This is a genomic window from Marinisporobacter balticus (assembly GCF_004345705.1).
GTDB classification, from domain to species: Bacteria; Bacillota; Clostridia; order Peptostreptococcales; family Thermotaleaceae; genus Marinisporobacter; species Marinisporobacter balticus.
The window spans coordinates 1-13,891 of record NZ_SLWV01000046.1 but is presented as its reverse complement, the minus strand read 5'-3'; the positions used below and the strand labels follow the sequence as shown (position 1 = coordinate 13,891).

Sequence of the window (13,891 nt, the reverse complement as noted above, 5' to 3'; positions counted from 1 at the left end):
GGATCTAAAAAAGATGACTCCTGTTCAATACAGAAATCATCTTCTTAATGTAGCATAGGCTTTTTTAAATTGTCCTTGACAAAGGGTACATTTTACAGATCCCCCTAGCTTTTTTTATTATTTCTACTTATTTAATTCTCTTTCTATTTTTTCAAGCTCTTTTTCTAAATCTCTTCTAATTTTTTGTTTAATATTTTCTTTGATATCAATCTCTATTTGCTGTCTCTCTTGATCAATTTGTGCTTTTACTGCGTTGATTTGTTCTTGTATTTCTTGTTTTGCTGCTTCAATCTGCTGTTGTTCATAGCCATCTAGCTCTTGCCGCATCTCATCTTCTATACTTTCAACATATTGATTTAATTGCAACTGATTTTGTTGCCCACTTTCTATCAACGCAGATTCTCTATTTAAATAAGTATCCGCAATAGAGAATAGTCTAGTTTTCACAGTTTGATATAGGCTAGGTGTTGCTGCAAAAACTATTGTACTACAAGCAACAGCAAGTAGTAATACAGTTGTAATAATACTTTTTTTAAACCTCATAGGTTCCCTCCTTTTAAGTATTTTTATATATTATGTCAACGATTCTATATGTACTATTAGTATATATAAAAGTCTATACTTAAAAAAGAGATCAATTATTGGTAACATATTTAATATTTAAACAGGTTGGTAAATAAAAATAAGTTTTGAAATTATATCCTTATTATAAAATTTTTAATTAATGGCTCATAAATACTTTGCTGCTAATCACGAAATAAACTTTGTTGACCTTTTCTCGATAAATTTGACACCCCAGAGTTAGCTTTTCGTTGTTTTTTACATGATCTCTCGTGATTTTGATTTTCTAGCCATTTATTCTACGGTTCTCTTGACAACGAGCCTATCATGCCCTGTACTTATTATCAAGAAACTTTACAAGTATGTTTTAATTTTTATAATCTAAAAAAGCAGAAAACACATTTTCAAAGTATTTCCTACTATAACATTTATCTATATTATGGATATATATATTGATCTTTAGGTGGTTTAATACTTTCAACTTTAATAACTTTAATCAATGGTATAGTTTCTTCTTTTTCAGTATATTTATTATAATGAGTAGTTGAATCAATTATACCTGTAACTTTAATCCACACATTATCTTGAAGCTTGCTCCCCTCATCCCATTCACATAATAATCCAGTAACTTGAGCATCAGCAGCACAACAACTCATTAATAATCTAGAAATCACAAATCTATTTGTAGAAAAATCTAATTCTCTATAGATAAAACCTGATAGCTCAACTTCTTCACCCATCATGCTATCTAAATTTACATATACATTCTCTAAAGTGTCTCTAAACTTTTCTGCATCGAGATTATTTATACGATCACTATTCGTATTTATATCAATTTGTATGGAGTCTTCATTATTATTAATAATAGATTTTCCTCTATTATCTGAATTATTATCAACTATACTTACGCCTTTATTAGACACTATTCGCGCATTTAAACGATCTGGATTTACTACAAAAGCCAAAAACAATGGAATTATAAATATAATATATCCTAATTTTATTTTTTTAACTTTGTTAGAATTAAATATTCTTCTAATTTGAAATATAGATAGTAATACAAAAACGCAAAAAGAAAAAAGTACATATTTAAACATTTTGGGATTCATATATATGTTTATTTCCCCTGTGGCAAATAGCTTATAAATATAGTAGGGAAACGAAATAAGTATTATGAACCATATTAATTCATTTATATTAAATCTTTTCATTTTATCACCTATATCCCTATAATATTTACTAACATAGCCATAATAAAACATACTAAGGATATGATAGTTATTAGTTTTACTACAAATTTCATTTTAAATGAGCCACTCAACATCAGCGTATTTTTTATGTCTATCATTGGACCTAATATTAGAAATCCTACTATAGAACCAGTCGTAAATTGACCAACAAATGTTCTAGCTATAAATGCGTCAGCTTCTGAACATAATGAAAGCACAAATGCTAAAATCATCATTACTATAGTTGAAGATACTTTTCCCTGTCCTATTGATAAGATATAGCTTCTAGATACAAATGTTTGCATTAATGCAGATAAAAAGGCTCCGATTATCAAAAATTTACCAACATCATATAGCTCTAAGCTTGTATGCTCTATTATATCAATAATTTTTGAAAAAAAACCTCTTTTACTGACACTTACTGAGTGATGATGATGTCCACAACCACAACTATGATGGTGCTGGTGATCATGTTCATCACTACATCCTATATGTTCATGCAGAGTGTTATTTTTTAATGGATCATTTTTATATTGTATAATTCCTATTATATGACCTATTAAAATAGCACTCATTAAACCTAAAAATCCTCTTAAAAACACCATGTAAGTTTGATCAGAAAATGCATAATAAGTAGAAGCTAATACTACAGGATTTACTATAGGAACTGCAAGCATAAATGTTACAGCTATATAAAGAGGTACTCCTTTTTTGATTAGTCTTCTCATTATAGGTACTATTGCACATTCACATACTGGAAATATAATTCCCATTAAAGAAGCAGCAATAAGTCCTACAAGTCTGTTTTTAGGAATAATTTTAACTATAGTTCTTTCTGATACAAATATTTGAATTATCGATGATATAAAAGTACCAATCATTACAAAAGGTATCACTTCTAATATTATACTTAAAAAGACTACAGTGAATCCTTCTAAATAATCTTTTTGAATAACGGAGAATGCATCTCCTTCAAAGTTAATTATAATATTGAATAAAAAGATCATTATTAAAATACTTAACAGAAAAATGATTACATTTTCAACTTTATTCATAATAGATCTTGAAATCATCTGCTTAATCCCTCCCTTAGAATCAACAGTACACTAAAATGCTTTCTAATCAGCTTTATTAAAGTTCAATTTATTACAACTGAGTTCTGACTTATCTATTTCATAAAAAGTAGCATATATACAATTTTATACATATATATTCTTTCCTATATGATTAAACTTCATTTTTATTTAATGTTTTACCAATAAAAGTAACAACAAAGTATCCTCTTACAGATAATATAAGAATTTTAGAATCTGTAATTAAAGCCCTGGCTATAAGTACCTTTTGTAGTTGTCCTCCTGATAATTGTTCAATTTGTCTATTTTTTAATTCTAATATTCCTATATATCTTTATTTAAATCTTCTACCTTTAGTAAAATATTGGCTCCCTCAGTAGGAACCCCCTATAGAAAAACAAACTTTAGATTCTCTAAATTTAGCCATTTATCTAGGTGTTGGCTGATACTTTACAGGACTATGTACTGGAGGTATCACTAGTATGTATATAAAACCCTTTTTTAAATTAATTCTACCTCTTCCTTATTGCAAATCACTTGCATTCTCAATTACCATTTTATCATTTTATATTTTTATGTCAATAATATTATTTTCTCGAATAAATTCTTATTATAAATTCAAGAATCAAATGATTCAACTTTATTTGAGTAATGGTAGTAAACGCTATAATAGCGCAACACTCAATGGCAAAGAAATTACATCAGATTTAGCCATTAGAACTTTAAATTTAGCATTTAAGAATCATAAGCAAAATATATTTGTCAAAACATATAATTGGGGTAGTATGTCTATTGGTATTATTTGTAAATGTTTTTGGTCTAATAAAGCTATTCCTTCAGATTTAAGATAATTAGAGCAAATTAATAATAAATCACAAATATAAAGAAATAAGGGCTGGGATTTTTAAATTTCTCAACCCTCATTTTTTTTATATTTTCTTATCAAAATTAATCAATTTTCTCCGACGTGTTCCCACATACCATATCATATAGCAATTCTTATTACTCTACTCTATTTGTTTCTTTTTAATACAAAGTAGTAAATGAATTTCTTTTTCTAAAATAAATTGACTTAACGCACTTTATTTAACTTTAAAAATAAATTAATCATTATATTGATTCCATTACCAACATATCCTTTTTCAACTTAATATTAAAAAATATTGTTAATAATACTGTTAATAGATCTGCTATTGGTTGAGAAAGAATAACACCGTTTAAACCTATTATTTGTGGTAAAATAAGCACAATAGGTATTAAAAACACACCTTGTCTTCCTAGGCTTAATACTAGACCTTCTCTTCCTTTTCCTAATGCTAAAAATAAGCTCATATAAATTGTTTGAAAACCAAAAACCGGAAACACTATACTATAAGCCCTTAAAGCTTGAACCCCTATGTCAAGAACTCTAGATTCATTAGTAAATATTGATACTATTGGGCTTGCAAATATAATCTGAATTATTGCTAAGATAAAACACAAACAAGTTGTCCATTTAAGAGAAACATTAATTGATTTCTTCAAACGAATATATTTTTTTGCTCCATAATTATATCCTGCAATAGGCTGGAAACCCTTTGAAAAGCCTAAGATAACATAGCTTCCTATAGCAAATATTCTGTTAACAATTCCCATGGCAGCTACTGCAGTATCTCCATAAGGAAAAGCTGCTGAATTTATTAATCCCATTGATACACCTGACAATATCTGTGTAACAAGATTTGGTATTCCTATTTTGATTATTTCAAACAGAACTTTTTTAGATAAAGTGAAATACTTGATAGATAGTTTAATACTGCTTTTATCACTGTAAAAAAATCTAAGTAATAAAATTGTAGATAAAATTTGTGATATTACCGTTGCAATCGCAGCTCCACTGATTCCCAGATGAAAAGTATAGATGAAAATCGGATCTAAAATTATATTCAGAATAGCGCCTATTAACAATGTATTCATACTTGTTTTAGCTGCGCCTTCCGCTCTAGCTAAGTGATTCAATGCTATATTTATAACATTAAATAACGAACCTGGAATAAAAATATACATATAAGCTTTTGCAAATGGCAATATCGTCTCTGTTGCTCCAAAAAACCTTAATATTGGTTTTAAAAAAATTAAAGATGGTATTATAGCAATTATTCCTAAAATCAGACTTCCAAAAAATGCAATTGAAGACGCTACATTGGCCTGTTTTATTTCGCCTTCTCCCAAAAGTCTGGAAATATAGGATGCTGCTCCGCTTCCCAAAATCAAACCAATTCCTATACTAATCATTGATATAGGAAATGCTACAGCTAATGCTCCCATTGCACTCGTTCCCAATCTACCAACAAATATGGCATCTACAAAATTATATATTGCAGTTATAAGGAATCCAATAATTGCAGGTATACCAAATTTCAATAATGCTGTAGGAATACTTTCTTCACTCATAATTCTAATTCTTTCATTCATATCTAACTCTCCTTGTATAATATTTTAATTAGTTAAACTTACTGCCTTTATTTGATAACCTTGTTTATTATTATCAAACAGATATTTCAACGTATTGATAAATCTAGAGCTTTCATGGATATTTTTGTTGAGGTTTTTCCAAATATGCAAACAGGATATAATTTTAGAAGGTTAGACTATGCTAACCTTCTAAAATTATATCCTACTAATATTTATTCATCTACTCTATTTATTCCCTTTTAATCCAAAACGGTAAGTGAATTGTTTTTTCTGAAGCAAATTGGCGTGACCCCCATTATATCTAAAAAAGCTTTAGAAAATTTACTAGCATTTAAATAACCTACCCTAATGGCAACTTCTCCAATGGTTAAATTTTCCGACCGAAGTAATTCTGATGCTTTTTTAACCCTAAATTCTTTAATAAACGCATAATACGTTTTCCTGTATACTGCTTTAAAACAATCCGCAAATGTTTTAGAACTAATATGATATTTTTGAGCAATTTCTTCAATTTTAGTATAAACCTCTATGTTAGCAGTTACTTCTTGTTTTATTTGTTTAACCTTATTTATTAATTGCTTATCATAATATTTTCCAGTTAATTGATAAAATTCTATATCATTGGAAATTAATAACAAAATAAGTTCGGCAAATTTAATAACAGCTTTCTCTTTCCAGAAATCATGATTGGATAAAATAATTTCTTCCATAATATTTTTTATTTCAAGATTATTAGATAACACGATGTATTCATCGCACTCTTCAATTTTCAAAAGAAGTTTCTTGCTTGTTATCTTAGTTTCTGGAAAAATTGTTTTTAAGAAATTGTCTAATTTTTCTTCAGTTGTAATTATGGAGATTCCATTATAATTACCAAGAGGAAAACTATGTTTATATTGTTTATTTTTTAAAAGACCAACTACAAAATCACCAGCGCCTACATAAAACACTTTATTATTCTTATAATGTAATTCACATCTTCCAGAAATACAATAGTTTATTTGAATAAAGCCATTAACTTCTAATGGAAAAAGGTCTGATCTTTTTAATGCTAAATCATGATAAACAATCCATATACCTTTAAACATTTCATATTGTATAGTTTTACCATACATGTAATTTTTATTATAGTGATATATTATTCGGTTATCTATATTCTCTATTTTTTCAATCATATCATCGAAAGAAAGCTGATTTTGAGTATCGGCCAAAAATAATTGTTTATTCATTAAATTTCACCTCCAAAAACATCTTAAATTCAGTCTAAATCAGATTTTAGAACCTTACTTGATAGGTCAGGATGCTTTCGAACCTCTGCAGACAAAAATGATATCGCTTAAAGCTGGTGATTCCTTGGATAATGGCAAGCGGAATGAAAAATAATAAGAAAAAAATGGTTGTACTTATAATAAATGTACTTGTAATTTTCTTGACACGAGAATATTCCTTTGCTCCATAGTTTGAGCAGTTCATGTAAAGTAAGTGACTATGAATTTGAAACGCCTTAGGTGTGTATCTATTTTAGCGCCCATTCGCTTGCTTTGGATTGTATTGACCATAACCTGTTATAAAGTACAAGCGCCATTCTCCAGTCCATGATAAACAGACCTATACCGATAAATACTACCGATATCACTGCAGCAATGATTTCAGGAATATAAAATGTGACAGAAGCATCCTTTGGAGGAATCGGATGGACCGATTCTTTCAGTGGCTTTTCATTTAGAATGCTCATTACACGGCTCGCTGCATCTTTAGCTAGCACTGAGTTTTCACTAAAAAAAGAATACGAGTCATCATAACGGTACAATATGGGGTGAATAAAACATAGAAAATAAAATCAAGCAAAAACGCATTATGATTAGCAGCTGAGGCAATTAAAAGAATTCCAGCAGGAATCAAGAAAGCGAAAATTTCATTGATGCACACTGTAAAACACGTCATTGGGGCACGAAGGGACATCGTGTATTCAACTACCCATTTTTTATAACCCATAATCGCATCATGAAAGTTTTTGAAGGAATACACGCTTCGTTGATAAGCTCCTGTTAAATCAGGAAACTGATGTGCTAAAAAAGTCTCTATTTGTCCTGAACTCTCATCATAAGATATCAATACATTCCCGTATAGCATATCAATTTCTCCATTTTGGAGTGCCTGTACTCTGGATGCCACCTTATGAATATATTTCACTACGACTTCATCATAATAAGCGGAATCGCACCCAATAATTTTCATTCTTTTCAAATCGTGCATATTCTCCTGATTTTGATTTCTGTATAGGTATAGGGGTCTGTGCCAACTATGTTTTTCTTCGGCGAGTTGCAGGATTTCCTGACGCGATAGCTTCAGTCGTACACAAAATGTTTCTTCCTTTTGTTTTCTACTCCAAATGCTCGCATATTGCTCCGTTTGGATGATTTGTTTTGCGATATTTTAAAGGTGACATGCCTATGGTTTGTTGTGAAAATATTTTCCCATATGAAAATCATTGTAGAGAAACTCAATCCCTGGGAACACCTGATAGCTGGTCATGACGCCTTTTCCACTGTCACTTTCCATCTATACATCTGTTTGTATAACAACTTTGATTTCAGGACCATATAGATCCCTTTCTTTTGATAAAATACTTATTGCAAACACCTTCTTTCGTGTCCAACTATCCCAAAGCAACATCCAAAATCATCATAATTAGGAAACCACCCATGTAGTTGTGGAAATGGCTACCTGCTTTTTAAGCTCATCAAAAGCATCACTTAACATTGCCCTTCCGTTAACAACATGCATAGTATGCTTTTGGTACACTATATACTTCAATTCGCGGATACTAAAAATTATACTTTCATTCTAGTTAGCCATTACTAACCATCGATTTATAGTATCACTATATTTAAAATTTGTCAATTACATCAATCACTCCTTGAAAAAACGCTTAGTCTAAACTAATATAGAATTATATCCACAAAATAATCCCCGAGGTGATCAAAATGAAAATACAGGAATCTGCAGAGAACTATCTAGAAATGATTCTAATACTTAAAGAACGAAACGGACAGGTTCGCTCAATAGATATAGTAAATGAGATGGGTTATACAAAACCCAGTATAAGCATCGCGATGAAAAAACTGCGAGAAAACGGATATATTAAAGTTGATGAGAACGGTTATATAACTTTAGAAAAATTAGGTTATGAAATAGCAGTACAAATATATGAGCGTCATCAAACTCTTACTCAATTGTTAATAGCAGCTGGTGTCAATGAAGAAACAGCAATGAAGGATGCCTGCAGAATTGAACACATCATCAGCGACGAAAGTTATAAATGCATAAAAGAATACTTTAAACAAAGCAAGGGTGGATCATAAATCTACCTCCTCGTGGCATGGACGAAACTAATTCTTATTAAACAGCTATTTCTCCTAATCATATATAATTCATGGTAACAGTCATCTTTAATTTATTCTCATTTTCATATCCGTACTGTAAAATGTGGTAGGAAGTAAACTGACAGTGAATCAACTACTGCACACGTTCTTCAGATAGTTTTGGACTTTCATCGACTAGTTTGCGCCCATGCTGGGCGCACGCAAATAAAGGAGATAAAATTTTATCTCCTTTATGCTGTAATCTATTGTTTTTTCTCTATTTTCATCCTTATAGCTATTCTTTATTAACTGGTTTTTTAAGAACGCCAAGCATAAGCGCGGTTATAAAAGAACCTATTAATATAGCTGCTATATATGAAAATGGATTTCCTTTAACGATTGGGATAACAAAAGCTCCGCCGTGTGGTGCTGGAAGTCCTATATTAAAAATCATGGAGAAGGCACCTGCTACTGCTGATCCTACAATAATAGACGGAATCACTCTACCTGGGTCTGCTGCTGCAAAAGGTATTGCACCCTCAGTAATAAATGATGCCCCCATTATATAACAAGTCTTTCCAGCTTCTCTTTCACCTTTTGTAAATCTATTTTTAAATAATGTTGTTGCAATAGCTATTCCAAGTGGCGGCACCATACCGCCTGCCATAACTGCCGCATGAGGTGCAAAATTCCCAGCATCAATCATCGCAATACCAAAGGTAAATGCGGCCTTGTTTATAGGTCCCCCCATATCTACAGCCATCATACCGCCTAATATTAATCCTAATAATACTTTATTAGCTGTTCCCATGCTATTTAGCCAATTTTGCAGCCCTAAATTTAAACCTTTTACAGGATTTACTACAACAAGCAGCATAATAATTCCTGTAATGAATATTCCAAATAAAGGATATAATAATACTGGTTTAATTCCTTCTAGGGAATCTGGCAACTTAGCAAACGCTTTCTTCAAGAATAAAACAATATATCCTCCTAAGAAGCCTGCAATAAGTCCTCCTAAAAATCCGGCCCCATTATTTGCTGCAATAAGTCCTCCCACCATAGCTGGTGCAAACCCCGGTCTGTCTGCTATGCTCATACCAATAAATCCTGCAAGAATAGGTATCATTAAGAAGAATGCGTTTCCAGCGCCTATATCCATCAGTAGCTTTGCATAAGGATGAAAGGATGGGTCATTTGGATCAAATGCCTTTATTCCAAAGAAAAATGATATGGCTATTAATATACCTCCACCTACTACAAAGGGCAGCATATTTGAAACACCATTCATAATATGTTTATAAAATCCGCTTCTTTCCTTCCCTGTAACCTTTGAAGATCCTATACTTTCAGTATGATGATATATCGTTCCTTCACCCTTTAATCCTTTCGTAATAAGTTCTTCAGCATTTTTGATTCCTTGTGCTACTGGAACCTGAATAACTTTTTTTCCTTCAAACCTTCCCATGTCCACTTGTTTATCTGCAGCAACAATTATAGCTTTAGCTTTTCTGATCTCTTCATCTGTTAATATATTTTTAACTCCTGTAGCACCATTTGTTTCTACCTTTATATCTATATCCATTTCTTTTGCTTTATTTTTAAGGGCATCCGCAGCCATATAAGTATGTGCAATCCCTGTTGGACAAGATGTTACTGCTAAAACTAACCCTCTATCATCATTATTTGTTATCTCTTCGTCTTTCTTATCTGATTTTTCTTGATCCTCTATAATCTTTAATATTTCTTCTTCGCGTTTTGCATGTATAATCTTTTTCCTAAAATCTTCGTTCATCAACATTACAGATAGTCTAGATAATGTTTCTAAGTGCTCATTATTTGCATTTTCGCTGCCTGCAATCATAAAAAATATATGCGCAGGTTTTTCATCTAAAGCATCATAGTCTATTCCATTCCTAGAATATCCAAAAGCTAAGGCTGGAGTTTTCACTGCGCTAGTCTTTGCGTGAGGAATAGCAACGCCATCACCTACACCTGTTGAATACTCTTCTTCTCTTTTTAATATTGCTTTTTTGAATTCTTTTTTATTATTTAACCTTCCTGCATTGTCTAATTTATTTATTAATTCATCAATTACGTCTTCTTTTGTAGAAGATTTTAATTCCATAATGATTGTATCTTTCTTTAAAAGATCTGTTATTTTCATGTTTTTCCTCCTTTTATTTGAATTTGTTTATTTTTACTTGATCTAATAATTTTTCAACCTCTTCTTTTTTACATAGATCAAGTGAAAAAGCTGTAGCACTGCCAGAAGCAATTCCCCATCTAAAAGCTTCTTCTGCATTTAAGTTTTGTGAATAACTAGCAATAAATCCTGCAATCAAAGAATCACCTGCTCCTACAGAGTTTTTTACAATTCCTTTTGGTACAGACCCATGATATACACCTTCATTACATATAAGCAAAGCGCCCTCCCCTGCCATTGAAATAATTACATTTTCTGCCCCCATTGTCATAAGATTCTTTGCATAATGAATAATTTCTTCTTTCGTATTCATTTCAACATCAAATATTTCTCCTAGTTCCTCTTTATTTGGCTTTATTAAAAAAGGATGATGCTTCAAAGTAGCTATCAACGCTTCTCCTGTTGTATCTACCACTACTTTAACCTTGTTCTCTATACATTTTTGTTGAATTTTTGAATAAATATCTCTAGGTAAGCTCTTCTGTATATTTCCTGCAAGTACAAGATAATCTTTTTCTGTTAATTTATTCATTTTTTCAAGTAGTTCATTTATATTTTCTTCTATAATATAAGGGCCTGATCCATTGATCTCAGTTTCTTCGTCAGATTTAAGCTTTACATTGATTCTTGTATCTCCTTTTACGGTTATAAAGTCTGTCTCTATGTCTTCATCTTCTAAATATCTTTTAATATACTCACCTGTAAAGCCTCCTATAAAACCTAATCCTTGACTTCTTACACCCATATTCTTCAAAACCCTTGATACATTAATCCCTTTTCCTCCAGGATATTTGTAATCATTATTCACTCTATTTACTGACCCTAATAAAAAATCTTCTACTTGTACTACATAATCTATAGATGGATTTAATGTAACTGTATATATCATTATTTTGTCACAACCTTTATTCTAGTCTTTTCTCTATATTTTTCGCAATCTTCAATCTCACAGTTTGTAATAATGACCGCCTTTTTCAGGTCAGAAACCTTCACAAAAGCTGCTTCTCCAAACTTGCTCTCATCTGCTAGTACAAAAGCTTCCCTAGAAAGGTTTATAGCTGTACCCTTAAGAATTGCTTCTTCTGAATCTGGTGTAGTAAATCCATAATCTGGATGTATTCCATTAATACCAATAAAGCATTTATCAAATCTAAATTTTTCTAGATTTTTTAAGGCATCTATTCCAATAACAGCCTTTGTTCGAGCCTTTACTTTTCCCCCAACAATATAAGCATTTATATTGTTTTCTACAAGCATATCAATATGCTTCAATCCATTTGTAACTACAACAATATCCTTTTTATCTAAATATTGAATCATCATAAATGTTGTTGTTCCAGCATCTAAATAAACACAGTCTCCATCTTCTATTAACGATGCCCCATACTCAGCAATCATTGTCTTTTCCTGAATGTATTGATCTTGCTTCTCACTATAGGTAGGCTCATTAAATCTTCCCTTTAGTAAATTTGCTCCTCCATGTACTCTTTTTAATACATTTGTATTTTCTAAAAAACTAAGATCTCGTCTTATTGTAGATTCTGATGTGTTTGTAGCTTCTACAAATTCATTTATTTTTACTGATCCTTTTTTCTTTAAAATTTCTAATATGATTTCATGTCTTTTCTCAGTTAACAATTTCGTCACCTCTTAACCCTTTCATACTATCATTATAAATAAAAATCATTCAAAAATCAATCGTTTTCTTTCATTATTTTTCACTATTCATTACATTTTCAATCATTTTCATCCAATTTCAATCATATTATATTATTTCTACCCATACTATAGGTAATATCTGTATCATCTTCTGCTTCTATCTTGATTATTATGTTCTCTATATCATAACCATTTTTACCCCTTTTCATGTTTCTTCGGTTAATAAGAAATACAAAAGCATCCATTTCTGGATGCCTGATTTATCTGTACTACTAAGATGCTATGGCTATACTTTTATTTGTTTATTGCTATTTATGGATCACAGATATGGCAACTACCAGTTTCAAAACCCACAAGTTATAAAAAGCGCTGTGGAGGAACCACTTTAATCTGCTGCGGGCTTACATTGATCATAAACATATAAATTGTCACTACCATCTTTGGTGATATAATAATTATTATTTTTTTGTAAGCAATCCATAATATCCCATAAAATCCGACGCTATTCATTCCAAATTCATTCAAATATGTCCTTATTTTTTACTTTAGACTTTGTTCAATTAATACAAATCTATTATCTACCAGATCAATACTAACTACTTTATCATTTATAAAAAGAATGTTTTTAGCTGGAATATTCTCAAAAAAATCCTTTCCATATTTCTTAATATACTTAAATCCAACACCACTTTACAAGTAATTGATTATTCATTTCCATAAAATAATAAAATCAGATACCTTAATCCTAGGAATACTAATTTTAGAAGAACCAAACCCCTAGGAGGCATCTGATATGATTAGTATTTCCAATAATTCAATAAAGCAAACCATACACACATATTTTTTTCAATATAGAACTGTATTTCATAAAAGAAGTTTCGAAATTTTCATTTGGTTAATATCAGGTATTCTTTGCCTTGAAGAAATTCGTTCCATTAAGTTCGTATATGATTATTTTATTTGCAAGTATTCTAGTTGTTCTTTGAATTCTTTCTATCACTTTTTATCCTATTTAAATTTTTCACTGAACGACATAATGAATATCACTGTACGCATTTTACTGAATCTTGTACCTAAAAGTTTAAAACTAGATACGATTTTCTTATCTATTGATGATACTTTGCAACCAAAGTTTGGTCATAAATTTGATTGCTGTGGCAAGCTGTTTGATCACGCTACAAAAGATAAGAAAAATCGTTATATCCACGGACATTGTTTTGTTTCTTTGGTACTAAATATTCCATTGAACTACAATGATACGATCAAGTATTTGAGCCTTCCAATTGGATACAGACTTTATGATAAAGAAGCGAATAAGTTACATATGGCATCCAATCTAATAAA

14 protein-coding genes are annotated in these 13,891 nt (G+C 30.7%); 3 read left to right on the top strand and 11 right to left on the bottom strand.

The genetic code is table 11. From position 1 onward, the window contains the following. Positions 1-123 precede the first annotated feature (123 nt). The 4 genes from EV214_RS17880 to EV214_RS19585 form a co-directional block, all read right to left on the bottom strand. Complete coding sequence (locus tag EV214_RS17880) at positions 124-543, bottom strand: hypothetical protein (protein ID WP_132248261.1); 420 nt, start codon at positions 541-543, stop codon at positions 124-126. 455 nt (positions 544-998) lie between these two features. Then, positions 999-1,772, bottom strand: coding sequence for a TIGR03943 family putative permease subunit (locus EV214_RS17875; protein WP_243116718.1), 774 nt, complete (start codon positions 1,770-1,772; stop codon positions 999-1,001). 8 nt (positions 1,773-1,780) lie between these two features. Further along, the gene (locus tag EV214_RS17870) at positions 1,781-2,863 is read right to left on the bottom strand and encodes a permease (protein ID WP_132248258.1); all 1,083 of its coding nucleotides are present in this window, start codon (positions 2,861-2,863) and stop codon (positions 1,781-1,783) included. Between the two features lie 154 nt (positions 2,864-3,017). Next, on the bottom strand, positions 3,018-3,185 hold the full coding sequence (locus EV214_RS19585) for an ATP-binding cassette domain-containing protein (protein WP_279233158.1): 168 nt from the start codon (positions 3,183-3,185) through the stop codon (positions 3,018-3,020). A 160-nt stretch (positions 3,186-3,345) separates the two neighbouring features. Here EV214_RS19585 and EV214_RS17860 point away from each other — a divergent pair, with 160 nt between their 5' ends. After that, complete coding sequence (locus EV214_RS17860) at positions 3,346-3,714, top strand: hypothetical protein (protein WP_132248256.1); 369 nt, start codon at positions 3,346-3,348, stop codon at positions 3,712-3,714. 259 nt (positions 3,715-3,973) lie between these two features. Here EV214_RS17860 and EV214_RS17855 read toward each other — a convergent pair whose 3' ends face one another. The 4 genes from EV214_RS17855 to EV214_RS17840 all read right to left on the bottom strand — a co-directional run bounded on the left by EV214_RS17855 (position 3,974) and on the right by EV214_RS17840 (position 7,573). Further along, positions 3,974-5,317: an MATE family efflux transporter gene (locus tag EV214_RS17855; protein WP_132248254.1), complete on the bottom strand. Its 1,344-nt coding sequence runs from the start codon at positions 5,315-5,317 to the stop codon at positions 3,974-3,976. Between the two features lie 239 nt (positions 5,318-5,556). Beyond that, positions 5,557-6,546, bottom strand: a complete 990-nt coding sequence (locus EV214_RS17850) for a helix-turn-helix domain-containing protein (protein WP_132248252.1) — start codon at positions 6,544-6,546, stop codon at positions 5,557-5,559. 287 nt (positions 6,547-6,833) lie between these two features. Next, on the bottom strand, positions 6,834-7,052 hold the full coding sequence (locus tag EV214_RS17845) for a hypothetical protein (RefSeq protein ID WP_132248250.1): 219 nt from the start codon (positions 7,050-7,052) through the stop codon (positions 6,834-6,836). Between the two features lie 23 nt (positions 7,053-7,075). Further along, on the bottom strand, positions 7,076-7,573 hold the full coding sequence (locus EV214_RS17840; protein ID WP_132248248.1) for a hypothetical protein: 498 nt from the start codon (positions 7,571-7,573) through the stop codon (positions 7,076-7,078). A gap of 731 nt (positions 7,574-8,304) precedes the next feature. On the opposite strand from EV214_RS17840, the gene EV214_RS17835 reads away from it, so the two are divergent. After that, complete coding sequence (locus EV214_RS17835; protein WP_132248246.1) at positions 8,305-8,682, top strand: metal-dependent transcriptional regulator; 378 nt, start codon at positions 8,305-8,307, stop codon at positions 8,680-8,682. A gap of 295 nt (positions 8,683-8,977) precedes the next feature. Here EV214_RS17835 and EV214_RS17830 read toward each other — a convergent pair whose 3' ends face one another. The 3 genes from EV214_RS17830 to EV214_RS17820 are packed head-to-tail and all read right to left on the bottom strand — an operon-like array spanning position 8,978 to position 12,526. After that, positions 8,978-10,849: a PTS fructose transporter subunit IIABC gene (locus EV214_RS17830; protein ID WP_132248244.1), complete on the bottom strand. Its 1,872-nt coding sequence runs from the start codon at positions 10,847-10,849 to the stop codon at positions 8,978-8,980. A gap of 13 nt (positions 10,850-10,862) precedes the next feature. Beyond that, positions 10,863-11,777 carry a 1-phosphofructokinase gene (gene pfkB / locus EV214_RS17825; RefSeq protein ID WP_132248242.1) on the bottom strand — a complete coding sequence of 305 codons (915 nt, stop codon included), beginning with the start codon at positions 11,775-11,777 and terminating at the stop codon, positions 10,863-10,865. After that, positions 11,777-12,526, bottom strand: coding sequence for a DeoR/GlpR family DNA-binding transcription regulator (locus tag EV214_RS17820; protein WP_132248240.1), 750 nt, complete (start codon positions 12,524-12,526; stop codon positions 11,777-11,779). Before EV214_RS17820 ends, pfkB begins: the two co-directional genes overlap by 1 nt. A gap of 814 nt (positions 12,527-13,340) precedes the next feature. Between EV214_RS17820 and EV214_RS18900 the strand changes: the two genes are divergently transcribed. Continuing rightward, positions 13,341-13,891, top strand: a 551-nt coding sequence (locus EV214_RS18900; RefSeq protein WP_165916463.1) for an IS701 family transposase, incomplete at its 3' end; no start/stop codon positions are given.

Bases quoted from the DNA above. Each gene is read 5' to 3' on its own strand.
- EV214_RS17880 (WP_132248261.1), bottom strand. From the start codon at position 543: ATGAGGTTTAAAAAAAGTATTATTACAACTGTATTACTACTTGCTGTT.
- EV214_RS17875 (WP_243116718.1), bottom strand. From the start codon at position 1,772: ATGAAAAGATTTAATATAAATGAATTAATATGGTTCATAATACTTATT.
- EV214_RS17870 (WP_132248258.1), bottom strand. From the start codon at position 2,863: ATGATTTCAAGATCTATTATGAATAAAGTTGAAAATGTAATCATTTTT.
- EV214_RS17860 (WP_132248256.1), top strand. From the start codon at position 3,346: ATGTATATAAAACCCTTTTTTAAATTAATTCTACCTCTTCCTTATTGC.
- EV214_RS17855 (WP_132248254.1), bottom strand. From the start codon at position 5,317: ATGAATGAAAGAATTAGAATTATGAGTGAAGAAAGTATTCCTACAGCA.
- EV214_RS17850 (WP_132248252.1), bottom strand. From the start codon at position 6,546: ATGAATAAACAATTATTTTTGGCCGATACTCAAAATCAGCTTTCTTTC.
- EV214_RS17845 (WP_132248250.1), bottom strand. From the start codon at position 7,052: ATGAGCATTCTAAATGAAAAGCCACTGAAAGAATCGGTCCATCCGATT.
- EV214_RS17840 (WP_132248248.1), bottom strand. From the start codon at position 7,573: ATGCACGATTTGAAAAGAATGAAAATTATTGGGTGCGATTCCGCTTAT.
- EV214_RS17835 (WP_132248246.1), top strand. From the start codon at position 8,305: ATGAAAATACAGGAATCTGCAGAGAACTATCTAGAAATGATTCTAATA.
- EV214_RS17830 (WP_132248244.1), bottom strand. From the start codon at position 10,849: ATGAAAATAACAGATCTTTTAAAGAAAGATACAATCATTATGGAATTA.
- pfkB (WP_132248242.1), bottom strand. From the start codon at position 11,777: ATGATATATACAGTTACATTAAATCCATCTATAGATTATGTAGTACAA.